The organism is Streptomyces sp. NPDC048291 (assembly GCF_043201715.1).
GTDB lineage: Bacteria > Actinomycetota > Actinomycetes > Streptomycetales > Streptomycetaceae > Streptomyces.
Window position 1 is genome coordinate 385130 of sequence record NZ_JBICZC010000006.1, and the last position, 23658, is coordinate 408787.

Below are 23658 nucleotides of genomic sequence, written 5' to 3' on the forward strand. Positions count from 1 at the left end.
GTGGTTCGTGCGGCCGCGTGGCACTCGTGCGCGGGCTATTCGCTTCGCCGGCGCATGAAGGAGACCGCCCTCGCCGTGTTCCGGTCGAGCGGGCGGGCGGGGAAGGCGAGTTCCCCCTTGACCACCTCGGACGTGTCGCCGGTGGCCGTTGCCACGCCCGCCGAGAAGGCGACGGCGAGGATCTCGGCCATCATGCTGTTGACGCCCGCCTCGGGGAACGGCAGGACCGTCTGGAACGCCTCCTGCTCATGGGCTTCCAGCCAGTCCCGGTCCGCGGACACGGTCAGCCAGTCCCCGTCGGACCTGATGCGGATGTCCTCCGCGCCCAGGAGCAGCGCCTCGGTGGCGATCATTCCCGCCAGTTCGACGGCGTCATAGGCGCCCGAGCGGAAGAACCGGCTCTCGTTCCCGCGCAGGTAGTCCAGCACGTCGAGCGGGGTGACGTCGTCAGGGCCGTATGTCAATTTCGCCATCCCGCCTGAGCTTGTTGAAGAGATTGAAGGCAGATGAGGGGATGTGGAACTCGTAGCCTTCGAATTTTGGGGACTTGGGCGATTCAGGAATCTTCCGGGTCACCGCTCCTGCCTCCTCCAGCTTACTCATTGCGGCGTCCGTGATCTTGACCTTGATGATTCCGGGCCCTTTCCCCTTCCGAATGGCGAAGAATTCCGCATCGGCGTAATGAGTGGCGACGAAGAAACCTCCTGGCCCGTCGGTGTGACCTGCGGTAGCCGCAGTCGCGTCCAGGCCCTTGTTGAGGATATCTACCAACGACTGCACGTCGGATCCGTGGTAGAACAAGCCACCACCGGCGGGCTTTCCCGGCAGCCCCTCGGATTCCAGGACCGACGTCTCGGACTCATATGCCCCTCGGCGCCATCCGCTCAGTCCGCCGATGACGGTCACGCCTACTTGCTGGGCGAGTTCGTCCGCCGCGTCCTCGTACTGGTCGGCGAGTGCGTCGCAGCCCTGTTGGCGGAGCATGTATGCGGCGCGGTAGAGGCGGTAGGCGGGGCGGACGGGGAGGTACTTGTCGAGGTAGGCGCCGGCGCCGCCGTTCGCTCCGGTGAGGGCGTCGTAGGTGTCACCGATGAAGTCGAAGGGCGACTTGAGCCCCTCCAAGAAGCCGTCGCCGAAGACCTTCAGGCCCTCGCTGAGGCTGTGGACGTGCCCGTCGTCGGGGTCACGAGGAGTCAGCCCGCTGGGGTCGGTGTAGAGAGTGGGTGCGTCGTTGGCGTAGGCGTAGGCCGAGGTGTAGGCGCTGTCGAGGCCCGGAGTCACCGGGTCCGGGCGGTTGAAGCGGCCTGTTGTGGTGGTGTACTGGCGGGCGTGGAGGTCGAGGTTGCCGGTGGTGGTCTCGTAGCGGGCGCCGGTGTAGCCGGGTGTGCTGGCGGGGGCGCCGGTGGTGACGGTGTTGAGGGTGCGGGTGCCGTAGGGGTCGTAGGTCCAGCGCTGGTAGAGGGTGCCGGTGCTGCCGGTGACGTCGACCGGGGAGCCCTGGATGTCGTGGTGGTAGTAGAAGAGAGCGCCCGACGTGGTCTCGGTGGCGGCGGGCTGGCCCAGGGGGTCGTAACGGTAGGACTGCTTGATCGCTCCGGCGCTGTCGTACTCGGTGGCCAGCTGGGGGACCGAGGCGCTGAGGTCCCAGTCGAGGCGGCCCTGGACGGTGCCTGACTTGCTGGTGGTGAGCTGGTTGCCGGCACCGTCGTGGGTGTAGGTGTAGCCGGTGCCGGCGATGGTGGCGGCGGAGATCTGTCCGGCGAGGTCGTAGGTGTAGGTGTCGGCGCCGGCCTTGGTCTGGTTGCCCTCGGTGTCGTAGGCGTAGGCGGTGGTCGTGGAGCCGGTCGTGCTGGACATCAGCTCGTCGGCCGCGTCGTAGTTGTAGCTGGTGCTGGTGGTGCCGAGGGTCGAGGTGAGCCGGTTGCCCACCTTGTCGTAGGTGTAGGCGGTGGCGCGGGCGGCGGGGCAGCCCACGTCGGTGGGTTGCGGGGCGCAGCCGGAGGTCAGGCGGCCGGCGTCGTCGTAGGTCTGGTCCCAGCCGCCGGTGCCGACGCCCGCGCGCGAGACGTTCACGTGGATCGGGAGGCCGCCGGGGGACAGGCTGAGGGAGGTGCTGGTGACGGTGGTGCCGGCTTTCGCGGAGGTGACCCCGGTCAGGTGTCCGCCGAAGTCGTAGGCGCGGGTCTCGGTCTCGGTGTTGGGCAGGGTGGTGGTGGTGAGGTTGCCCGCCGGGTCGTAGGCGTAGCCGGTGGTCTTGGAGTCGGCCGTCATGGTCTTGGTGCGGCCGTCGTCGTCGTAGGTGTAGCCGATGGTGTTGCCGTCGCCGAGGGTGCGGCTGAGCATGTGGCCGGCGGCGTCGTAGGTGTATGAGAAGCCGCGGTTCTTGGTGAGCCGGCCGACGAAGTCGTAGCCGAAGTCCTCGGTGAGGGAGCTGTTGACGCGGGAGGTGAGCCGGCCGACGGCGTCGTAGCCGTAGCTGACGTCAGGGGTGGAGTCGGAGTAGTCGGTCTTGCTGAGCAGGTTGCGGGCGTCGTAGGTGAGAGTGGTGGTGCCGCGCGGGGTGGTCGTGCCGTTCTGGTTGCCGTCGGGGTCGTAGGAGTAGGTGGTCTTCCGGTTCAGCGGATCGGTGACCGAGTTGAGACGGTGGTCGTCGTCATATCCGTAGGCGGTGACGTGGTTGTTCGCGTCGGTGCGCGTCTTGAGGTCGCCGACCTCGTCGTACTCGTACAGCGTGGTGCCCTGGCCGACGGCGTCCAGCCGGTGCAGCCGGTCGAGGTCGTCGTAGTAGTAGGAAGCGGTGGCGCCGTCCGGGTCACGCTGCCATGCGAGGTGCCCGTTCGCGTCGTAGGTGGTGTCGGTCTGACCGGATATGTTCCATACGGTCTGCGGGTTGCCGTTGGCGTCGTAGTCGTACCAGGTCGTGTAGTTGTCCGCTGTGGCACCGGCTGCGTTGCCGCGGGGTTCGGTGGTCGAGGCGAGGCGGCCGTCGGCGTCGTAGGTCCAGCTCTGCTTGTTGCCCAGCGGGGAGGTGGTGCTGAGCATGTTGCCGTCGGCGTCGTACTCGTAGGTGGTGGTCTTGGTCAGCTGGTCGGTGGTGGTGTGGAGCCGGTTGTTCTTGTCGTAGGCCGAGACGACGGTCTTGGTGTACGGGTCGGTGACCTTGGTGACGTTGTCGTCGGCGTCGTACTCGTAGAGGGTCGACTTCTTCAGCGCGTCGGTGACCTTGACGGGCCGGTTCACGGCGTCGTACTCGGTGGTCACGTAGGCGCCGGTCGGGTCCGTGACCTTGGTGCGGTTGCCGGCGTCGTCGTACTCGTAACTCGTCGTGTAGGCGGCCGGGTCGGCGCCGGGCAGGTTGCCGCGTGCGGAGACGGTGCTGCTCAGCCGGCCGAGCTTGTCGTAGTTCCAGACCGTCTTGTTCTGGAGCGGGTCGGTCTCCGAGGTGACGTTGCCGTACGTGTCGTAGGTCCGGATGATCGACTTTTTGAGCGCGTCCGTGGTCTTGGTGAGGTTGCCGGCGTCGTCGTACTCGTAGCCGGTGACGTTGCCCTGGTTGTCCTTGATGGACGTGAGCTGTTCGGCGCCGTTGTACTCGTAGCCGGTGGTGTGGCCCAACGGGTCGGTGACAGTCTTCAGCAGACCGCGTCCGTCGTAGGTGTAGTGGGTGGTGTACCAGTCCGGGTGGCCGTCGGTGACGTTGCCGCGTGGGCTGGTCATGGTCAGGACGCGGCCCGCGGCGTCGTAGGTGAAGGTGGTCTTCTCACTCAGCGGAGTGGTCACCGACGTCCGGTTGCCGGCGCTGTCGTAGTCGTACGTCGTCTGGTTCCCCCGCGGGGAGGTGACGGTGTGCAGGGCGCCCTGCGCCGTGTACGTGTACGACGTCTTCCCGCTCAGCGGGTCGGTGCTGGAGGTCAGCTGGTTGGACGTGTTGTAGCCGTACGAGGTCGTGTAGGTGCGGCCGTCGGTGTGGCTCTTGACGTTGCCCGCGCTGTCGTAGCTCCAGCTCTCGGAGTACCCGAGCGAGCTGGGGGAGCTCCGGGAGAGCACGTGCCCGGCGCTGTCGTACGTCATCGACGTGGTGTTGCCCCGCTGGTCGGTGATGTCGACCGGCCGCAGCTTCTGGTCGTAGTCGTACGAGACGGTCTTGCCGTAGGGGTCGATGCTCTGCATCAGCACGTTGCCGGAGTACAAGTCGGTCCACACGCCCCCGTCGGGCGCGGTGGTGTACGACTCGCGGCTGCTGTCGTCCGTGTCGTCCCAGGTGAAGTTGGTGGTCTTGTTGTTCTGGTCGGTCTGGGTCTTGATCCGCCCGTCCGGGTAGTACGTGTTGGAGACCGTGCCGTTCGCCGGGTCGGTGTAGGAGGACAACCTCTTGTCCGTGTTGTAGGCGTAGTGGGAGGTCCTGCCCGCCGGATCCGTGACCGAGGTCAGCAGGCCGCCGTCGTAGCCGTAGGAGACCCACGTGGTGTCGGGAAGGTCGACCCTGCTGAGCAGGCCGTCGGTGTTGAACGTGAAGCCGGTGGAACGGCCCGCCGCGTCCTTGACCGAGGAGAGCTTGCCGGAGCTGTAGGTCAGGGTCAGGCCCTGGCCGGCCTTGTCGACCACGGATGTCAGCTGACCGGAACCGCTGAACGTGCGTTTGGTCTGGTCCGGGGTGGTGAGTGTGTAGGTGCTACCGCTCTTGGCGAGCTTCACCGTGGACGCGGCCGGTGTGGTGTACGTGCCGTCACTGGCCTGTGTGAAGACGAAGCTCGCTCCGTCGTCGGCCTGGTAGGTCACCGAGCCGGAGGAGACCGTCAGCTTCGAGTCGAACGGTGTCGCCCAGCCGCGGCCGAGCAGTCCCGTCGTGGTGGAGTCGGAGCGGTAGGTGCGGTCCAGGGACACCTGGGTGCCGACGCCGACCATCCTGGCGTCGGTGAGCTGCTCGTAGAACATGCCGGTGGCTGTGTTGACCGGGTCGGCGCGGTGGGCCTGCCCGTAGCAGGAGCAGATGCCCGCCTGCGCGCCGGGAATGCCCGGTGTGTAGAAGGCCGTCACCGGCGGGGAGGTGGTCCCCTTCGGGCTGTAGGTGCCGTCCGCACCCGTCATGAAGATCCAGGCGTAGTACTTCTTGCCGTCCTGGAGAAGACCGCCGAGGTGGTTGGAGACCCACCAGAAGCACTGGTCGGCCGGGTAGGAGTTGCTCGGCCACCAGCCGTAGCACCAGGCGCCGTTGTCCGGGGTGTCGCCCACCGGATTGTCGGTGGCCTTCTTGACCTCGTGCTGGTAGACGATGTTGCCGCCCTCGTCCACGAGGTACATCCACAGCCCGGAGTACGAGGAGGCGGTGGTGCCGGCGGCGAACTGCAGATGTCCGCCGATCGTCAGGTAATCCGGATACGCGACGGCGGTGGAGGACACCCAGGCCGGGTCGGCGGTGGCCGCGGCGGCCAGGGTCGTTGCCCGGCTCCCGGCCGAGGGACTCTTGGCGGCGGGCCCCTGCTTCGGGAGCTGCTTCGGCCGGGCGTGCGGCTTACGGGACGGCTTTCCCAGGCCCTTGCCGTGGGCGGACCGGAACTTCCCCATCGGCGACAGGTCGTCCCGGGACTGCTTCACCTGCTTTCGCCGCTCGGCCAGCGTCATGGCCTTGGGTGGCTTGGGCAGGTCCGCGGCCGTCCGGACCTTGGCCGGGGCAGCCGCGGACACGGCGGCGGGGCCGGCCGGGAGAGCCCAGGCCGGTACCACGCCCGCGATGGCTATCAGAGCCAGGGTCAGGATCGCTATGAGTGGTCTTCGTGCTCGTGTGTGCACTGTGCATCCCTTGTGTGGAGGCGGTGAACGAAGCGCCGGGATGATCTTTGGTCAGTGCACACGCGGCCTAACGCGCGGCTTGCGCATGTGGCCGAAACGAGCAAGCGGACTGCCGTTTCCGGTCGTGAAGTGCCAGCTGGGTCGGTGGCTGTGACGGTCTGTCGCCTCAGATGTGGCGTGAACACTTCATCGAGGGTGTCGAGTTACGGGGTGAACCATGCGTTGACGTGCGGTGAAAGGCCGGGGCGGCCGACCCGGGGGCGGGGAGACTCCGGGCCGGCCGCGGGGTGTCGTCCGGCTCAGGCGTACGGGTCGAACGTGATCGCGCTCGGCTTGGCCTTGTTGAGGTGGTCGTCGAACTTGGCGTCCTGGAGCGGGAAGTTGGCGTCGCCCCAGTCGGAGGCGTTCAGGACGGTGCGCAGGTTGGACGCCATGTTCTCCCAGGTGAGCAGGTTCTCCTGGTGCCAGGCGCCGTCGTCGTTCTCCGGGGTCTCGCCCCACTTGGCGAACCGGAAGTCGTGGGTGCTCAGGCCGTCCTTGTGGTAGACGACCTGGACGCGCTGGCTGCTCATCGGCACGTCGGCGACGGCCTCGGTCTCGAAGTCGCCGTGCTGGGAGGCGGACAGGTACGACGGGGTGGAGTCGCCCTGCTTGACCCAGACGACGATGCACTCCCAGTCGTGGCGGTGGCCGATGCCGGGGGAGGCCTCGTCCTTCTCGAAGTAGCTGGCGTAGATGGTCCCGCACCAGCCGTTGTTGCACTTGGTCCGCGAGTAGGTGTTGGCGTGGTCGAGGTGGCCGGTGCGGCAGCTGCCGGTGACCGAACCGGTCGGCTTGAGGCCGCCGTTGAGGTTGCCGTCCGGGTCGATGGCGGCGGCCGGGTAGCAGCTGTCGGTGTCGTAGTCGTACAGCGGCTCGAAGTTCTTCTCGTACGTGGTCGCGTTCTCCGGGAGGTTCTGGAGCACGCCGGCGGAGGCGGTGAAGGGGAGGGCGAGGGTGAGCGCGGCTGCGCTGCCCGCGACGGCGGCGGCTCGGCCGAGACGGCGGGTCCTGGTTCGGGACATCGGGGGCTCCAGTCGACGGTCCGGAATTCGGGGGTCCGGGGGGTTCGGGGGGTTCGGGGGTTCGAGGGGGCGGACGTTCCGGGTTCGGAAGTTCCGTGTTCGGGGGTTCGGATGTGCGGGGGCACGGTCCGTTGGTACGGTCTTTTCGTCCCGGACATGACATCCGGGTGCTGACCAAGAGTGGCAAGTTGAGAGTTCAATGGAAGGGCTTTCTGTCAAACAGGGGGCGGCAATTCGCGGAACTGATCAACGTCCGTCCACAGCGGAAAGCCCCCGGCGAGACCGGGGGAGGGTCTCGCCGGGGGCGGTCGTGGGGTGGGGGTCGGGCGGTCGTGGGGCGGGGGTCCGGAACCGCGTGGCCGGTGGAGCGGCTAGTGGCCGCTCGTGTGCTGCGCGGTCGCGGTCGCCGCGGCGGGGGAATCGGGGGAGTTGTCCGTCGCCCGGGCCGGGCCGGCGTTCGCCGCGGTGATGAGCGCGGCCACGGCGATCACCGCTGCCGCGACACTCCGCGCGGTGGGGGTCCACCCGATCGAGCGGACCCGGGACCGGGCGCGTGCGGTGGGGCGTGCGGATGTGCGTCCGAGCACGGCGACCTCGCAACAACAGGGGCGGGTTAAGCACGTTTAATTCGCGGTTTAACCTAGGGGTTGGCAGAGCGCAACGGCAAGGGGTCCAGGGGGAGTTGGGGGTAATGACGAGATGCAGGAACGGGACGACCCGGAGACCATCGGGCGACGGGTGCAGCAACTGCGCACCGAACGGGGGCTGACCCAGCGACAGTTGGCCGAACCGGCCTACACGCCCGCCTACATCTCCACGCTGGAGGCCGGGCGGGTACGGGCCTCCGACGAGGCGCTGCGGCACATCGCGGGCCGGCTCGGCGTGGGCTACGAGGAGCTGGCCAGCGGGCGCCCCGCCCACATCGCCACCGACCTGAGGCTACGGCTCACCGAGGCGCAGCGCACCCTGGCCACCGGCGCGGCCGAGGCCGCCGCCGCCCAGTACGCGGACCTCTTCGCGGAGGCCGAGGCGCACGGGCTCGCGGTCGAGCAGGCCACCGCGCTGCTCGGGATGGGCGAGTGCGCCCTGGACACCGGAGAGCTCGGGCAGGCCAGGGAGTTCTTCGAACGGGCCGAGCTGTGGACGGCCGACGAACCGCTGCCGGTGCGGGTCCCGGCGATCCGCGGGCGGGCGGTCAGCCACTACCTCGCCGGCGAACTCCGGTACGCCGTCTACCTCCTCGAGACCACGCTCGACGAACTCAACCGCAGCGGCCTGCACGACCCGGACGCCCTCCTGCTCCTCTACGCCTCCGCCATCGGCCCGTACATGGACATGGGCGCCCACGCCCGTGCCGCCCAGGCCGCCGAACTCGCCCTCGCCCTCGCCCCGCAGGCCGGCGACCCCGCGCTGATCGCCCGGATGCACCGGTCCGTCGCCCGTACCCTGCTGGCCGAGGGCCGGGTCGCCGACGCCGACGCCTCCCTGGCCAAGGCGGCCGAGCTGTATCGCCAGCTCCAGCTCCGCACCGAACTCGCCAACTGCCACTGGATGCGCGGCTACGTCTACGCGCAGAACGGCGAACTGGAGCGTGCGGAAGGGGAGTTGCGGGAGGCCCTGGCGATGCTGTCCGAGACCCGTGCCGCCCTGTACCGCAGCCAGGCGGCGGTCGAGCTGGCCGACGTCCTGCACCGCCGGGGCAAGTCGGACGAGGCCGCCGAACTCCTCCACGACGTGCTCGGCGACTTCTCCTCCGAGCGCGGCGCGGTCCACTCGGCCGCCGCGCACCGGCTGCTCGGCATCATCGCCGAGGACGCCAGGGACACGGAGGCGGCCGAGGAGCACTACGTACGGGCGCTGAGCCTGCTGGAGCGGGCGGGCGCGGCCGGCGACCTGGCGGACCTGTGCCGCATGCTCGGCGACCTGCTGCGCCGCACCGGCCGGGTGGAGGCGGCCCTGGACGCGTACCGCACCGGCCTCGGCCACCGTACGGCCCCGGGCACCACCACCCTGGGACCGGCCCCGGCGCAGCCGCCGCTGTAGGGGGCCCGGGGTCCCCTTCCGTTCCGCCGCCTGCCCGCCGCCCGCCGCCTGTCGCATGATCCGTATGGCGGGCGGCGGGCGTGGCGTGTTTCCTGCATCCACTCCCTCGGTATGGCGGTGAACCGGCGATCGGCTTCTAGAACGGTCTCGTCAGCGACACACGAAACCTTCGAGAAGCCGCGGGCTGAGGGAGAAGAAGACGATGACGACGACCGACCACGGAGCCGACCTGCTGATCCGCGCCGGCGCGGTGCACACCCTGGTGCCCGGCCGGGCCCCGCAACGGGCCCTGGCGGTGCGCGGCGACCGGATCACGGCCGTGTCCGCCGACCCGCACGGCCTCGACCACCTGGTGACCGCCGGGACCGAGGTCCGTGACCTGCCCGGCGCCACCGTGCTGCCCGCCTTCGACGACACCCACACCCACCTGGTCTTCGCCGCGCTCGGCGCCCAGGACGTCCCGGTCCACCGGGCCCGCACCATCCCCGAGTTCCTCGACCTGATCCGGCAGCGGGCCGCGGTCACCCCCGAGGGCGAGTGGATCCGCACCACCACCAACTGGCAGGAGCTGAACCTGGCCGAGCGCCGCATGCCCACCGCGGCCGAACTCGACACGGCCACCGACCGGCACCCCGTCCTGGTCAAGCGCGGCGGCCACAACGACGTCGTCAACGGCTACGCGCTGCGCCTCGCGGGCATCACCGAGGACACCCCCGTGCCGCCCGGCGGCACCATCGGCCGCGACGCCGAGGGCAGACTGGACGGCCGGCTCATCGACAACGCCCTCCACCTCGTCGAACACCTGGTCCCGGCCCCCGACCGGGCCCAGCGCGTCGAAGGCCTCCGGATCGCCTCCCGTGACTACGCCGCCACCGGCGTCGGCACCGTCCGGGACTGCGCGGTGACTCCCGAGGACTACCGGGTGCTCCGGGCCGCCCGGGAGGCCGGCGCCCTGCACACCAGGGTGCGCGCGCTGATCTCCGCGCTCGGCATGACCAGCGCGGCCCAGGTGGAGGACCTGCTCGACACCATGGAGGAGTGGCGCGACACCTCCGACCCCCGGCTGTCGGTGTGGGGCGTGAAGTTCGGCCTCGACGGCGGCCTGGAGGCCGGTGCCACCGAGGAGCCGTACGCCTGCGACCACTCCTTCTCCGGAATGCTGATCTGGGAGCCGGACGCCCTGGTCGAGGCCATCGAGGCGGTGGTCCGGCGCGGCTGGCGGGTCGGCACGCACGCCTACGGCGACCGGGCGGTCCGGGTCCTGCTCGACGTCTACGAGCGCGTCCTCGACCGCAACCCCGGTCTGCCCGCCGGCACGCTGGTGATGGAGCACGGCGGCCTGGCCGGCCCCGAACAGCGCGCCCGCGCCGTTGCGTTGGGCATCCCGGTCACCATCCAGCAGCCGCTGCTGCACGACACCGCCGAGGTCGAGGAGGGCTTCTGGGGCCCCGAACGGGTCGCCCGCCTCTTCCCGGCCCGCGGCTGGCTCGACCTGGGCGCCCAGGTCAGCGCGGGCTCCGACTTCCCGGTCGGCCAGTTCGGCGCGATGCGCTCGGTGTGGGGCATGACGACGCGGCAGACGGTCATCGGCGTGAAGGGCCCCGAGCACGCGATCGGTTACGAGGAGGCACTCACCCTCCACACCACCCAGGCGGCCCGCCTCACCGGAGAGTCCCACCTCCGCGGCACCCTGACCCCGGGCCGCTGGGCGGACTTCACGGTCTGGGACCGCGACCCGGCAGCCGCCTCCGGCGACCAGCTGCGTGACCTGAAGCCCGTTCACACTTTCGTGGGCGGGGCTGAAGCGGCCCTTCTTTAGGGGCGCGGGGCTGTATTCGATGTGCGGCTCCGCCGCGTGGGCGCGACCAGTCCCCACCGGCCCGCACCCGGCACACAGCAATCTCTGTGCAAAGCGACAGCCCAGGAAACTAGCGTCCCCCGAGTGCAAAACCAACGGACAGTAGCCGACGGCCTGCGTCTCCTGACCCGGGCCGTCGTCCACGTCGTCCTCGGCGGCACCGCCCTTCTCGCCATCGCGACCGTCGTCTCCGTCCTGGGCCCGACCCTCGCCCTCGACCTCTACACCCCGCCCGTCGCCGCCTGGTGGACCGTGTTCACGGCGGTCGCCGTCCAGGGCGTCCCCTTCCTCCTCCTCGGCACCGTCGTCTCCGCGGCGATCTCCGCCTTCGTCCCGGAACGGGTGTTCACCCGCCTCCTCCCCCGCAACCAGGCCCTCGCCGTCCCCGTGGCGGGGGCCGCCGGCGTAGTCCTCCCCGGCTGCGAGTGCGCGTCCGTGCCCGTGGCCGACAGCCTGATGCGCCGCGGGGTCGCCCCGGCCGCCGCCCTCGCCTTCCTGCTCTCCGCCCCCGCGATCAACCCGGTCGTGCTGGTGGCGACCTCGATCGCGTTCCCCGGCCAGCCGAAGATGGTGCTGGCCCGGCTGCTCGCCTCCCTCGGCACGGCGGTGGTGATGGGCTGGCTGTGGGCCCGGTTCGGCCGCGACGACTGGCTGCGCCCGCCCCGCCCCGCCCACGGCCCCCGTGCCACCGGTTCCCCCGCCACCGGCCCCCGCGCCTTCCTCACCGGCCTCCAGCACGACTTCCTGCACGCCGGGGGCTTCCTCGTCCTGGGCGCGGCGGCCGCGGCGACCTTCAACATCGCGGTGCCCAGATCGGTCCTCGACGTCTTCACCGGCTCCGCGTGGACCGCCGTACCCCTCCTCGCGCTGCTCGCCGTCGTGCTGTGCGTGTGCAGCGAGGCCGATGCCTTCGTCGCCGCCTCGCTCAGCGCGTTCCCGGCGACGGCCCGGCTGGCCTTCATGGTGGTGGGCCCGATGGTCGACCTGAAGCTGATCGCCCTCCAGGCGGGCACCTTCGGCAGGGGCTTCGCGCTCCGCTTCTCCTCGGCGACCTGGCTGGTGGCGTTGTCGTCCAGTGTCCTGGTGGGGTGGTGGCTGCTGTGAGGCGCTACGGCGGACCCGTCCTGCTCTGCCTGGTCGGCGTGGCGGTCCTGCGGATCACGCTCTTCAGCGACCTGTATCTCAGGTACGTGCAGGCGGCGCTGCGCCCCTGCCTGATCGCCTCCGGCATCGCCCTGACCCTGCTGGGCGTGACGACGGCGCTCCTGCGCGGCAGGGGAGGCCGCACACCGGCCGACGAACACGAGGACGCTCCCGACGACGACGGCCACGACCACGAGGACGACGACGGCCACGACCACGACCACGGCCATCACGGTGCCGCCGGCCCCCGTATCGCCTGGCTGCTCACCCTCCCCGCCCTCGCCCTGCTCCTCTTCCCTCCCCCGGCCCTGGGTTCGTACAGCGCGGGGCGGGAGGCGGCGCAACGGGCGGCGCAGGGGGTCGGGAGGTTCCCGGCGCTGCCGGCCGGGAACCCGGTGGAGCTGACCCTCGCCGGGTTCAGCTCGCGGGCGATCTACGACAGCGGGCGCTCGCTGACCGGCCGTACCGTCCGGATGACGGGCTTCGTGACGCGGGGCTCCGGCGGCACCTGGTACCTGACCCGCCTGATGGTCACGTGCTGCGCCGCCGACGCGACCACCAGCAAGGTCGAGATCCGGGGCGCGGACGCGCCGCCCACCGACACCTGGGTCACCGTCACCGGCACCTGGCACCCCAGGGGCAAGCTGGGCTCGGACGCGGCGTGGCCGCCCGCGCTGGACGCGACGTCGGCGCGGACGGTGCGGCAGCCGTCGGACCCGTACGAGACCCGGAGCTAGCCGGTCAGGCCTGCGCCCGCCCCTTCTCCCGTACCTGGGCGAGGCGTTGGACGCCGATGTCGAGGGCCTGCTCGGTGGTGTCGTCGGGGAGGGTGCCGAGGGCGCCGGCGGTGAGGACGATCGCGTCGTCGCCGACGCGGACGACGGCGATGTCGAGGGTGAGGGTGGTGGGCTCGTCGGCGGCGGAGGGCTGCGAGGTGAGGGTCATCCGGAGTCCCTGGCGGGCGTCGCCGAGGTCCTGCGACAGCCCGGCGTCGGCGATCTGGACCGCCTCGGTCCCGGCCGCGGTCGTCTGCGCGGTGAACTGCCCGCAGGTGCGGGGCAGGTTCCGCAGCCAGGCCAGGGTCCGCTCGACGTCGGCGGAGCGGCTCGCGTCGACCTGGTAGCGGAGCTGCGCCGCGTCGTCGCCGTCGTCGAGGGCGGTGGCGGCCTGCGGACCGGCCGGGGTGCCGAGCAGTTCGTCGGTGTACAGGGCCTCCAGGAGGCGCTGGCAGTCGGCCTGGCCGGTGGCCGCCTTGAGCAGGCCGTCGTGCCAGGTGGCGGTGCCGTCGGTCGCCGTCCACGGCACGCCCAGGTCGCTCTCGTCGATCAGCGCGGCCTGCGCCTGCTCGACGGTGAGCGCCGGGGTGCCCGACGAGGAGGCGGGACTGGTCGGCGCGGCCCGCTCGGCCGCGGTGGCGCTGGCGGACGGGGCGGAGACCGGGGCGGACGCCTCCGGCGGCTCGGCGGCGGTGCAGGCGGAGACGGCGGAGCCGGCCAGGAGGCCGACGACGGCGAGACCGGAGGCGATGGCTTTCATGCAGGGGCCTCTCCAGGACCGGGACCGGGATTTCAGGCGCGGCGAAGCACAGACGCAACGCAGCACGTGTCCCCACGCCACCACCTCCGGCCCCGACCCACCACCGCTCCGGTCCGTCCGGGTGACTCCCTGCGTCGCGCCGCGGGAACGTTGCTGCGCGGACCGCCGGGAGACCGGTCCGCTCCCGCCCGCCCTCTGCCGCACCCCCGCACGCGAGTGCTCCGCTACGTGAGAGCCGCGCTCGCCTCGCGGAGTTCGGTCAGGGAGGCGCGGGTCAGGTCGGGGAGGGGGGTGTCGTTCGCCGGGGTGATCCAGAGGGCGAAGGCGGTGGAGAAGGCCTGGGCGCCCAGGTGGGCGGCGAGGGACGCGGTGGGGTCGGGTACGCCGCGGTCGTGGAGGGCCGTGGCGAGGGTCGTGGTGAGGTTGAGGCTCTTGAACGCGGCGCGTTCGCGCAGCTCGCTGTGGCTGCCGATGACCCGCATCAGCTGTGGGCCGAACGCGCGCTGCTCCGGGGTGAAGGAGCCGGCCAGGGCGTCCAGGGCGGCGGCCACCACCTCCAGCGGGGTCGCGGTGCCGGGCGCCGCCGCCGCTCCCTCGGCCAGCAGGCGGGCGTGCTCGTCCTGGCCCGCGAACAGCACCTCGCGCTTGTCCGGGAAGTGCCGGAAGAACGTCGTCTTGGTCAGCCCGGCCCGTTCGGCGATCTGGGCGACGGTGGTGCTGTCGTACCCCTGCTCGCCGAACAGGTCGATCGCGGCTTGCACGAGGCGCAGTCGTGCGTTCGGTTCCCATCGGGCCATGGGGACAGCCTAAGTGATGTGACTCGGTACCGTCACGGGGGTATGGTGACGGTACTAAGTAACATCACCTTCTTCTCGTCCATCGGGAGAGTGCTGTCATGCGTGTTTTCGTCACCGGCGCCAGCGGTCACATCGCCTCCGCCGTCATTCCCGAACTGCTGAACAACGGGCACGAGGTCGTCGGCCTCGCCCGGTCCGAGGAGTCCGCGGCGGCCGTGAAGGCCCTGGGCGCCGAGGTGCGCCGCGGTGACCTGGCCGACCTGGACGGCCTGCGGGCGGCCGCGGCCGACGCCGACGCCGTCGTCCATCTCGCCTTCGACCACACGGCGATGGCCGCCGGGGACATGGCCGGGGCCGCGGCCACCGACCGGATCGTGGTGCAGGCCATCGGCGAGGCGCTCGCCGGGACCGGCAAGGCACTCCTGGGCATCGGCATGGGCCACGGCGACGGCAACGAGCACCTCGGCGCGGCGTACAGCGCCAATCCGCGGGTCGCCACCGGGCGGCTGTTCGGCGAGCTCGCCGAACAGGGCGTGCGCGCCGTGCTCGTGGGGATCCCGCCGGTCGTGCACAGTACGCGGGACCGGAGCGGGTTCCTGCCGATGCTGATCCGGATCGCGCGGACCACGGGCGTCTCCGGCTACCTCGGGGACGGTGCCAACCAGTGGTCCGCCGTGCACACCCTGGACCTCGCCCGGCTCTACCGGCTGGCGCTGGAGAAGGCCCCGGCGGGCGCGGAGCTGCACGCGGCGGCCGAGGAGGGGGTCGCGGTGCGGGACGTCGCCGAGGTGATCGGGCGGCGGCTGGGGCTTCCGGTGGAAAGCGTGCCGGAGGACCGGCGCGCCGAGCACTTCGGGTTCTTCGGGGCGTTCATGTCGCTGGACGTGCCGGTGCGCAGCGGGCGGACCCGGGAGCTGCTGGGGTGGCAGCCGGTGGAGCCGGGACTGGTGGCGGACCTTGATCAGGGGCACTACTTCGAGACCGAGTAGTGCCGAGTAGCCCAGGGGAGATGCCAGGGGAGGCGCCAGGAGTGGCCGTCGTCGGGGCCCGGGGCCGATGTGCAGTCAAGTGCCCTCCGGGTGTGGAGAGTTGTCGCGGATCAAGGATTTTCTCCGTGGACTTCTGCACCTAGGCTGCACATCGGGGGGCGAACGCCCCTACGGGGAGGGAACACACTCATGAGCAGCAGCTCTGCCATGCCGTCACGTCGGCGTCACCGCCGCCGGGCCACGGCCACCGCACTCGTCACCGTCTCGCTCGCCCTCGCGGGCACCGCGCTCCCGGCCGGTCCTGCCGCCGCCGCGACCGTCCTGCCGCCGTGGAACTCCTCGGTGACGCTCAGCGACGGGCCCGCCGACGTCCAGGACGCCGTCGTCACCAGGGACGGCACCGCCGTCACCGTATGGACCGAGGCCACCGCCTCCAACGCGCCGCGCACCCTGTACGCGGCCGTCCGGGCCGCCGGGAACGACACCTGGTCCGCGCCGGTCCCGCTCGCCACCCAGGAGGGCACGGTTCGGCTGCTGGCCCGGGCGGACGGGTCGGTGGCCGTGCTGTGGACCGACGGCTCGACCGGGGTGCAGCGGCTCGCCGCCTCGCTGCTGGCGGCCGGGCAGACGACGGCCTGGTCCGGGCCGGCGGTGCTGGCCTCGGACGGCACCTTCGACCGGCTCGACCTCTCCGAGGGCACGGGCGGCACGCTCGCCGCCGCATGGCGCGCCAAGCCCACCGGTGCCGCCGTGCCCGAGGTGTACGCGGCCACGCTGGGCGCGCAGGGCGGCTCCTGGTCCGCGTCCGTCAAGGTCAGCAACCTCGCCGTGTACGCCGGTGCGAACACCGCCAGCGCGGGCCTCGACGAGCCGCAGATCGCGGTCGACGGGCGCGGCGGGCTCGTGGTGTCGTACTCCATGGGGGTGGGCGGCATCGGCGGCCTGATGACGGTCGCCCGGCCCGCCGGAGCGGACGCCTGGGGGACCCCGGAGCGGCTGCTCGACAAGCTGAGCGCGTCCGCGACGCTGGCCTCGACGCCGTACGGCGGTCTGGTACTGCTCTGGAAGGTGGACGGCACCTTCCAGTACGCGACCCGCACCGACGCGGGCGCCGACTGGAGCCCGACGCAGACCGCCGTGGCCGCCGCCGGGGACCCCGAGGCGACCCCCGAGCCGCTGGCCGGCGCCGACGGCCGGATCACCCTCGTCTGGCGCGACCGGGCCAGTGCCACCGTCGGGCTGCGGACCACCACGTTCGATCCGAACACCGGGGTGTGGTCGGCGCCGGTCAAACTCAACACGGCCTACTTCGCGAGCAGTTTCGACGCGTCGATCGCCCCGGACGGCTCGGTCCACGTCCTCTGGACGCAGGCCGCGGCCACCAACACCTACACGCTCCAGGAGTCGACGCTCGTCGACGGCGCGTGGACCGCCGCCCGTACCGTCCCGCTCTACGGACGGCTGTCCATCGCCGGGCAGATCGCGGCGCGCTCCGCCACCGACGCCACCGCGGTGTGGGACTGGGCGTTCAGCGCCACCTCGCGGGGGGTCGAGGCCGCCCGTACCGTCTGGCCCCAGCTCAAGGTCACCCACCAGTCGGTCCCGGCCGGCGCGGCCCTCAAGGGCACCACCTCATCCAGCCAGGCCTGGCTGCCGACCTGGACGACGAACACCGCCGTCGCGTCCTGGACCCTCACCGTCACCGACCCGGCCGGCCGCACGGTCCGCACCCTCACCGGCGCCCCCGGCTCCACCACCGTCGCGCCCGTGTGGAACGGCCGTACCGACACCGGGGCGTTCGCCCCCAACGGCAGGCTGTCCTGGACCCTGAAGGCGGTCCAGTACGGCTCCGGCACCGCCTCCACCCTCGGTACCGGCACGGTGACCGTGACCGGCGGCGCCGCCGTCCTCCACGACTTCGGCGGCCACAACGGCACCCCGGACGGCGTCGGCGACCTCCTCGCCCTCGACTCCGCGGGCCGGCTGCGCTTGTTCTACGGGATCAGCTCCGGGCTGGAGACCGGGAAGATCGGCGCCGGCTGGTCGACGAGCACCAAGGCGGTGCCCTTCGGCGACCTGAACGGCGACCGCTGCAACGACCTCCTGGTCCGCGTCGGCGACGCCCTGCGCGACTACCGCCCCTCCTGCGGCGGGGCGACGACGCCCGCGACGTCGTACAAGACGGTCTCCGCCACCGGCTGGAAGCAGTACGACGTCCTCACCTCCCCCGGCGACCTCACCAAGGACGGCCGCCCCGACCTGATCGCCCGCAACACCGCCACCGGCGCGGTCTACCTCTACAAGGGCACAGCCGGCGGCACCCTCGCCGCCCGCGTGAAGCTGTACGCCAACTGGAAGACGTACAAGAAGATCGTGGGCGCCGGCGACCTCAACGGCGACGGCATCGGCGACCTCGTCGCCCAGGACACCGCCAACAACCTCTACCGCTACTACGGCAAGGGCAACGGCGCCTTCGGCACCCGCGTGAAGCTCGCCGCCGGCTGGGGCTCCTCCTACAACGCGGTGGTCGGCACCGGCGACCTCGACGGCAACGGCAGGCCCGACCTCCTCGCCCGCGACACGGCCGGCCGGCTCTACCGCCTGAACGGCGACGGCAAGGGCGCCTTCCCCACCCGCACCCAGATCAGCTCGGGTTTCGCCGGCTACAAGGGTTTGTTCTGAGCCCTGGCCGGAACCGCCCCGACCCGGCGCGCGAGGAGTCCGGAAACAGGGGGCGCCTAGAGTCGGGCCAGGTGAAAGGAGCCCCACTGTGACCGGTCAGCCCATCCCCGTGATCATCGACTGCGACACCGGTGTCGACGACGCCCTCGCCCTGCTGTTCGCCGTGCGCCACCCCGGGCTGGAGCTGCGGGCGGTGAGCTGTGTCGCCGGGAACACGGACGTGGACGGGGTGGTCCGCAACACCCTGACCGTGCTGGAGCGGGCCGGGGCCGGGGACGTTCCGGTCGCCCGGGGTGCCGAACGGCCGCTGATCGAGGCGGCGCGGTCGGCCCGGCATGTGCACGGGTCGGACGGGATGGGCGATCTCGGGCTGCCCGCGCCCACCCGGCGCCCCGCCGACGTCGACGCCGTCACCCTGCTGCGCCGCGAGATCCTCGGCTCGCCCCGCCCGGTCACCCTGATCCCCACCGCGCCGCTCACCAACATCGCCCTGCTGCTGCGCACCCACCCGGAGGTGACCCGGAACATCGAGCGGATCGTGTTCATGGGCGGCGCGGTCGCCACCGGGAACGCCACCCCGGTCGCCGAGTTCAACGTCTGGCACGACCCCGAGGCGGCCGCCGTCCTGCTCACCGCCGGGGTGCCGATCACCATGTACGGCCTGGACGTCTTCCAGCGGGTCGTGGTGCCGGGCGAGGAGGTACGACGGCTGCGCGCGAGCACGGAACCGGGGGCGCGGCTCGCCGGGGACCTGCTCGCGCACCGGCCGACCGCCCCCGATCCGGTCGGTGACGCCCCCGACGGCGACGACCCGGCCGGCGGCCTCGGGGACGCCGGCGCGGTCTGTGCCGTGGCCGACCCGGCCGGTCTGACCACCCGGCTCCTCCCGGTCGAGGTCTCCCTGGCCCCCGGGCCGACCAGGGGCCAGACCGTCGTCGACCGCCGGCCCCGTCCCGGCGAGGCCGAGATCCACGGCGGCGCCCGCGAACAGGCCCTGGTGGACGTGGCGTTGGACGTCGACGTCGAGCGGTACGTGCGGCTGTACCTGGCGACCGTCGCCGGCACCGGCTTTGTCGCGGGCTGATCCCGAACGTCAACTGTTGGTAACCGAGGAGGAGTTGGGGAACCCGGGCGGGACGGTGAACCTCATCGTGGGCGAGAGACGGACCGGCACCACGCCCCGGGGGGAACCATGCCGAGCACGGGAACGAGCACGAGCACGAGAACGAGAAGGCGGACGCGGAACGCGATACGCGTCTGCCTGGCGCTGACCACCACGACGGCCATGGCGGGCCTGGCCCTCGCCCAGACCGCCACCGCGCGCACCGCGCCCACCGCCCGCCCCGGCTCCTTCGCGGCCGGGGCCCACACCCTCACCCTCATCACCGGCGACCGGGTCACCGTCGACGCCCGGGGCCGGGTCCTCGGCGTGCAGCACGCCGAGGGCCGGGAGCACGTGCCGGTCCGGACCCGTACCGTCGGCGGCCACACGCTGGTCGTGCCCACCGACGCGGCGGCCCTGGTCGCCGCCGGGAAACTGGACCAACGCCTCTTCGACATCACCGAGTTGAACAAGGCGAGCGAGCGGGCGGACCAGCGGAACGGCCTCAAGGTCATCGTCGGCTACCGGGGCACGGCGACGGCCGCCCGCGCCGAGGTCGGGGACGCGGCCACCGTGCGCCGTACCCTGAAGTCCCTGGACGCACAGGCGGTCCGGGCCCCGGAGCAGGACCCGGGCAGACTCTGGGCAGCGGTGACGAACGGCGCCGAGGCCGCGCCGGGGGTCGCGCACGTCTGGCTGGACGCCGTCCGCGAGGTCAGCGACGACAGGTCGGGGCCGCAGATCGGCGCGCCCACCGCCTGGAAGGCCGGCTACACCGGCAAGGGCGTGAAGATCGCGGTGCTGGACACCGGTATCGACGCCGGCCACCCGGACCTCAAGGGCCAGGTGATCGCGGCGAAGAACTTCTCCCTCTCCTCCGACACCGCCGACCACCAGGGCCACGGCACCCACGTCGCGTCCATCGCGGCCGGCACCGGCGCCGGATCAGGGGGCAGGTACACCGGGATCGCGCCGGGCGCGAAGCTGCTCGACGGCAAGGTGATGAACGACGACGGCAGCGGCGACGACTCCGCGATCATCGCCGGCATGGAGTGGGCCGCCGACCAGGGCGCCGACATCGTCAACATGAGCCTGGGCGGCTCCGACACCCCGGGCACCGACCCGCTGGAGGCCGAGGTGAACAAGCTGTCCGAGGAGAAGGGCATCCTGTTCGCCATAGCCGCCGGCAACGAGGGGGAGCTGGGCGCGGGCACCGTCGACTCGCCGTCCAGCGCCGCCGACGCGCTCTCCGTCGGGGCCGTCGACGGCAAGGACAAGCTCGCCGACTTCTCCTCCACCGGACCGGTCCCCGACGGTTCCGTGAAGCCGGACGTCACCGCGCCCGGCGTGGACATCACCGGGGCCGCGGCCCCGGGCAGCGCCATCGACAAGGAGGAGGGGGAGAACCCGCCCGGCTACCTGACCATCTCGGGCACGTCGATGGCGACCCCGCACGTCGCGGGCGCCGCCGCCATCCTCAAGCAGGAGCACCCGGACTGGGGGTACGCGCAGCTCAAGGCGGTGCTGATGGGCTCGGCCAAGGCCGGCGCCTACACGCCGTACCAGCAGGGCACCGGGCGGATCCAGGTCGACAAGGCCATCACGCAGACCGTGTTCGCCGAGCAGCCTTCGCTGTCCTACGGCATCCAGCGGTGGCCGCACACCGACGACACCCCGGTCACCAAGCGGCTGACCTACCGGAACACCGGCACCGCCGCCGTCACCCTGAAGCTCACCCCGACGGCCCTCGCCCCCGACGGCGGCCGGGCCCCGGCCGGCTTCCTGACCCTCGGCGCCACCGCGGTGACCGTCCCGGCGGGCGGCACCGCCTCGGTCGGCGTCACCGTGAACACCAGGGCGGGCGCGGCCGACGGCGCCTACTCGGGGTACGTGGTCGCGACCGGCGCCGGCCGGACCGTCCGGACCACCGTGGGCGTGCAGCGCGAGGTGCAGTCGTACGACGTGACGCTGAGGTTCGTGAACCGGCCCGGACAGTCGCCGGTCCACCTCACCACCCTGACCGGCTACTCCGGGATCGGCGAGGGGCTGGACTACACCTCGCAGAGCACGGACGACACCGTGACGCTGCGGGTGCCCAAGGGCAGGTACGTCCTCGACTCGGTCAGCATGAAGAGCCTCACCTCGGACGAGGGCGGGATCGACTGGCTGTCGCGGCCCGTGCTGAACGTCACCGGGGACACCCGCGTCACCCTGGACCTGAACCGGACCAGGGCCTCGGACATCACCGTCCCGGATGCCGCCGCCAAGCCGTCGGACGCGGGCATCGGCTACCAGTACGCCGACGCGGTCGCCGACTTCTCCGTGCACACCACCTCCTTCGCCGCCCTGCGCGTCGCGCACCTCGGCCCGGCCGTCCGGAACCTCACCGAGCGCTGGACCGGGCAGTGGACGCGCGGCGCGAGCAGCGAGTACGACATCTTCACCACCGCCGAACCGACCACGTTCAAGGCGCTCACCAAGCACTACGCGGCGAGCGGACTGGCCACGGTCAGGGCCCGCCTCGGCAGCTCCGTGCCGGGCCGCACCGGCGCGGTCACCCTGTTCGCGGAGACCGCGGGCGGCACCGGCCTCACCCGGCCGGTCACCCAGCGGCTGCCGGGCACCCGCACCCTGCATCTGTCCGCGGGCAGCGGCGTCTTCTGGACGGCGGGCTTCGACCAGTACGCGGCCGAGCCCGACGAGTACGGCTATCCGGTCGGCACGGCCCACTACACCACCGGCACCGGCCGGACCTACCAGGGCGGCCGGACCTACACCAGCACGTTCAACACCGCCGTGATCGCCCCGCTGCTCACCGCCGACTACGGTCTGGAGCGCGACGGCAACGAGATCTCCGGCGATATCCCGCTCTTCTCCGACGGCGCCGGGCACGCCGGTTCCTCCGACTTCTCCTCGGTGCGCACGACCCTCTTCCGGGGCGGCACCAAGGTCGGCAGCAACAGTGACCCGCTGTTCGGCCTCGACGTGTTCAAGGTGCCGTCCGGGCAGGCGTCCTACCGGCTCTCCACCTCCGTGCGGCGCTCCGCGGCCGTGGCGCGGACCTCCTCGCGCATCGACGCCACCTGGAGCTTCACCTCGAAGAAGACCTCCGGGCCGACCGCCCTGCCGGCCTCCGTCCTGCGGATCGCCGCCCGGACCGACCTCGGCGGCCACGCCCCGGCCGGCCGCAGGGTCACCGTGCCGGTGACCGTCCAGGGTTCGGCGGCCGGCCGGAACCTCAGGTCCCTCACCGTGTGGGCCTCCTACGACGGCGGCGGGCACTGGACGAGGCTCACCGTCGCCCACGGCCACGTCACCTACCGGAACCCGGCCAAGGGCAAGGCGGTGTCCTTCAGGTACCGGATCACCGACAGGAACGGCAACGCGTCGGCGGTCACCGTGTACGACGCGTACTTCGGCAAGTGAGCCGTGCCCCGTCCCGGGGCACGCACGCGTACGCCCCGGCCGTCACCGACGGCCGGGGCGTACGGACGTATGCGAAGGGTCAGGCGCGGGTCGCCTTGCGGCGCCGGGTCGCGACGACGATCGCGCCGCCGCCGGCCAGCAGCACGGCCGCGCCGCCGGCGAGGTAACCGGTGCTGGAGCTGGCGCCGGTGTGGGCCAGGTCGCCGCCACCGCCGGAGTCGGTGCTCGGGGCCGGTGCCGGGGCGGTGGTCGAACCGGACGGGGAGGGGGACGCGGAGGCGGTGCCGGTCGCCGAGGTCTCCGAGGGCGTCGGCTTGGCGCTCTGCGCGGCCGGCGGGGTGGACTCCGGGGCCGAGGCGGTGGGCGTCGAGGACGCGGGGGTGGACGGGGACGGCGAGGACGACTGGGTCGTCGAGCAGTCCTTGGTGCCGCCGTTCCAGGACGCGATCAGCTTGTCCTTGATGACCGCGTGGTCCGGACCGGCCGGCAGGTCGCCGTGCTGGAAGCCGTCGTTGGCGTCCGTCTTCCCGTCGAACTTCGTCGCGCCCCGGTAGAGGTCGATCTGCGCGAAGCAGCCGGCGTCCGGGACCGCGATGTCGAGGGAGTCGGTCTGGCCCTGCTTGACCGTCACCGAGTCGAAGTCGACGAAGATCTGCTGCCCCGAGGTGGCGAAGGAGGGGCCGTGGGCGAGGTAGGAGGCGAGCGAGGCGGTGCAGGAGGAGGCGTCGGCGGCGGCGCGCACCTTGAGGTGGACCTTGCCGTCGTCGGTGACCTTCAGGTTCTGGTCGTCGACCTTCACCGAGTCGAAGAAGTTCGAGCCGTCGATCGAGAACTGGCACTTGTCCGTGCCGGTCTCCGTGCCGGCTCCGGTGCCGGGGCTGTAGTGGCCGCCGGACTTCCAGCCGTCACCGCCGGGGGCACCGCCGTGCGCCCAGGCGCCGGACGCCCCGGCGACGGAGACGGCACACAGGGCGAACGACGCGACGCCCGTCCCCAGCAGGCGGCGCGCGGTGACATGTCTGGCTATGGACATGGATATCCCATCGTGAATGCTCGCGGAATGCGAAGAAACACTGGGCCCATTGGTCACATGCGCCACAGCGTGCGCCCATGGTCGTCGGGCGCGCCGAACGCTGTCAACCTGCGGTGAATCAAGGGCCGTTGGGAGTTCAGCACAACTCCCTCACAGGGGGAATGATCCCCTCCGGGCGGTGTGAAGGTTCCCTTT

15 protein-coding genes are annotated in these 23658 nt (G+C 71.8%); 8 read left to right on the top strand and 7 right to left on the bottom strand.

Annotated elements, in window-relative coordinates; translation table 11 throughout:
- Positions 1 to 35: 35 nt before the first annotated feature.
- The 4 genes from ACGF5O_RS18495 to ACGF5O_RS18510 form a co-directional block, all read right to left on the bottom strand.
- The gene (locus tag ACGF5O_RS18495) at positions 36 to 473 is read right to left on the bottom strand and encodes a hypothetical protein (RefSeq protein ID WP_393810914.1); all 438 of its coding nucleotides are present in this window, start codon (positions 471 to 473) and stop codon (positions 36 to 38) included.
- The gene (locus ACGF5O_RS18500; protein ID WP_393811090.1) at positions 448 to 5622 is read right to left on the bottom strand and encodes a DUF6531 domain-containing protein; all 5175 of its coding nucleotides are present in this window, start codon (positions 5620 to 5622) and stop codon (positions 448 to 450) included. The genes ACGF5O_RS18495 and ACGF5O_RS18500 overlap by 26 nt, the downstream gene beginning before the upstream one ends.
- A gap of 467 nt (positions 5623 to 6089) precedes the next feature.
- Positions 6090 to 6854, bottom strand: a complete 765-nt coding sequence (locus tag ACGF5O_RS18505; RefSeq protein ID WP_393810915.1) for an NPP1 family protein — start codon at positions 6852 to 6854, stop codon at positions 6090 to 6092.
- A 371-nt stretch (positions 6855 to 7225) separates the two neighbouring features.
- Positions 7226 to 7441: a hypothetical protein gene (locus tag ACGF5O_RS18510; RefSeq protein ID WP_393810916.1), complete on the bottom strand. Its 216-nt coding sequence runs from the start codon at positions 7439 to 7441 to the stop codon at positions 7226 to 7228.
- Positions 7442 to 7553: 112 nt separating this feature from the next.
- On the opposite strand from ACGF5O_RS18510, the gene ACGF5O_RS18515 reads away from it, so the two are divergent.
- The 4 genes from ACGF5O_RS18515 to ACGF5O_RS18530 all read left to right on the top strand — a co-directional run bounded on the left by ACGF5O_RS18515 (position 7554) and on the right by ACGF5O_RS18530 (position 12635).
- The gene (locus tag ACGF5O_RS18515; protein ID WP_393810917.1) at positions 7554 to 8897 is read left to right on the top strand and encodes a tetratricopeptide repeat protein; all 1344 of its coding nucleotides are present in this window, start codon (positions 7554 to 7556) and stop codon (positions 8895 to 8897) included.
- A gap of 202 nt (positions 8898 to 9099) precedes the next feature.
- The gene (locus ACGF5O_RS18520; RefSeq protein WP_393810918.1) at positions 9100 to 10716 is read left to right on the top strand and encodes an amidohydrolase; all 1617 of its coding nucleotides are present in this window, start codon (positions 9100 to 9102) and stop codon (positions 10714 to 10716) included.
- A gap of 123 nt (positions 10717 to 10839) precedes the next feature.
- Positions 10840 to 11859, top strand: a complete 1020-nt coding sequence (locus ACGF5O_RS18525) for a permease (RefSeq protein WP_393810919.1) — start codon at positions 10840 to 10842, stop codon at positions 11857 to 11859.
- Positions 11856 to 12635: a TIGR03943 family putative permease subunit gene (locus ACGF5O_RS18530; RefSeq protein ID WP_393811091.1), complete on the top strand. Its 780-nt coding sequence runs from the start codon at positions 11856 to 11858 to the stop codon at positions 12633 to 12635. The genes ACGF5O_RS18525 and ACGF5O_RS18530 overlap by 4 nt, the downstream gene beginning before the upstream one ends.
- Before the next feature lie 4 nt (positions 12636 to 12639).
- Here ACGF5O_RS18530 and ACGF5O_RS18535 read toward each other — a convergent pair whose 3' ends face one another.
- Together ACGF5O_RS18535 and ACGF5O_RS18540 are read right to left on the bottom strand one after the other, a co-directional pair.
- The gene (locus ACGF5O_RS18535; RefSeq protein WP_393810920.1) at positions 12640 to 13434 is read right to left on the bottom strand and encodes a hypothetical protein; all 795 of its coding nucleotides are present in this window, start codon (positions 13432 to 13434) and stop codon (positions 12640 to 12642) included.
- Between the two features lie 224 nt (positions 13435 to 13658).
- Positions 13659 to 14231 (bottom strand): TetR/AcrR family transcriptional regulator, encoded by a 573-nt coding sequence (locus ACGF5O_RS18540; RefSeq protein WP_393810921.1) that lies wholly within the window; start codon positions 14229 to 14231, stop codon positions 13659 to 13661.
- Positions 14232 to 14329: 98 nt separating this feature from the next.
- On the opposite strand from ACGF5O_RS18540, the gene ACGF5O_RS18545 reads away from it, so the two are divergent.
- From ACGF5O_RS18545 to ACGF5O_RS18560, 4 genes are all read left to right on the top strand, one after another.
- A complete protein-coding gene (locus ACGF5O_RS18545; RefSeq protein WP_393810922.1) occupies positions 14330 to 15220 on the top strand; it encodes an SDR family oxidoreductase in 891 nt (296 codons plus the stop codon).
- A gap of 189 nt (positions 15221 to 15409) precedes the next feature.
- Positions 15410 to 17902, top strand: a complete 2493-nt coding sequence (locus ACGF5O_RS18550) for an FG-GAP-like repeat-containing protein (protein WP_393810923.1) — start codon at positions 15410 to 15412, stop codon at positions 17900 to 17902.
- A gap of 88 nt (positions 17903 to 17990) precedes the next feature.
- Positions 17991 to 18986, top strand: a complete 996-nt coding sequence (locus tag ACGF5O_RS18555; protein ID WP_393810924.1) for a nucleoside hydrolase — start codon at positions 17991 to 17993, stop codon at positions 18984 to 18986.
- Positions 18987 to 19187: 201 nt separating this feature from the next.
- Complete coding sequence (locus ACGF5O_RS18560) at positions 19188 to 22430, top strand: S8 family serine peptidase (RefSeq protein WP_393810925.1); 3243 nt, start codon at positions 19188 to 19190, stop codon at positions 22428 to 22430.
- 79 nt (positions 22431 to 22509) lie between these two features.
- Here ACGF5O_RS18560 and ACGF5O_RS18565 read toward each other — a convergent pair whose 3' ends face one another.
- Entirely contained in the window at positions 22510 to 23463 is a 954-nt protein-coding gene (locus tag ACGF5O_RS18565; RefSeq protein ID WP_393810926.1) for an LAETG motif-containing sortase-dependent surface protein, read from the bottom strand.
- Between the last annotated feature and the right edge of the window lie 195 nt (positions 23464 to 23658).

What these genes read in the sequence shown, in the direction of transcription:
- ACGF5O_RS18495 (WP_393810914.1), bottom strand. Translation starts at nt 473, where the DNA reads ATGGCGAAATTGACATACGGCCCTGACGACGTCACCCCGCTCGACGTG.
- ACGF5O_RS18500 (WP_393811090.1), bottom strand. Translation starts at nt 5,622, where the DNA reads ATGACGCTGGCCGAGCGGCGAAAGCAGGTGAAGCAGTCCCGGGACGAC.
- ACGF5O_RS18505 (WP_393810915.1), bottom strand. Translation starts at nt 6,854, where the DNA reads ATGTCCCGAACCAGGACCCGCCGTCTCGGCCGAGCCGCCGCCGTCGCG.
- ACGF5O_RS18515 (WP_393810917.1), top strand. Translation starts at nt 7,554, where the DNA reads ATGCAGGAACGGGACGACCCGGAGACCATCGGGCGACGGGTGCAGCAA.
- ACGF5O_RS18520 (WP_393810918.1), top strand. Translation starts at nt 9,100, where the DNA reads ATGACGACGACCGACCACGGAGCCGACCTGCTGATCCGCGCCGGCGCG.
- ACGF5O_RS18535 (WP_393810920.1), bottom strand. Translation starts at nt 13,434, where the DNA reads ATGAAAGCCATCGCCTCCGGTCTCGCCGTCGTCGGCCTCCTGGCCGGC.
- ACGF5O_RS18540 (WP_393810921.1), bottom strand. Translation starts at nt 14,231, where the DNA reads ATGGCCCGATGGGAACCGAACGCACGACTGCGCCTCGTGCAAGCCGCG.
- ACGF5O_RS18545 (WP_393810922.1), top strand. Translation starts at nt 14,330, where the DNA reads ATGCGTGTTTTCGTCACCGGCGCCAGCGGTCACATCGCCTCCGCCGTC.
- ACGF5O_RS18550 (WP_393810923.1), top strand. Translation starts at nt 15,410, where the DNA reads ATGAGCAGCAGCTCTGCCATGCCGTCACGTCGGCGTCACCGCCGCCGG.
- ACGF5O_RS18560 (WP_393810925.1), top strand. Translation starts at nt 19,188, where the DNA reads ATGGCGGGCCTGGCCCTCGCCCAGACCGCCACCGCGCGCACCGCGCCC.
- ACGF5O_RS18565 (WP_393810926.1), bottom strand. Translation starts at nt 23,463, where the DNA reads ATGTCCATAGCCAGACATGTCACCGCGCGCCGCCTGCTGGGGACGGGC.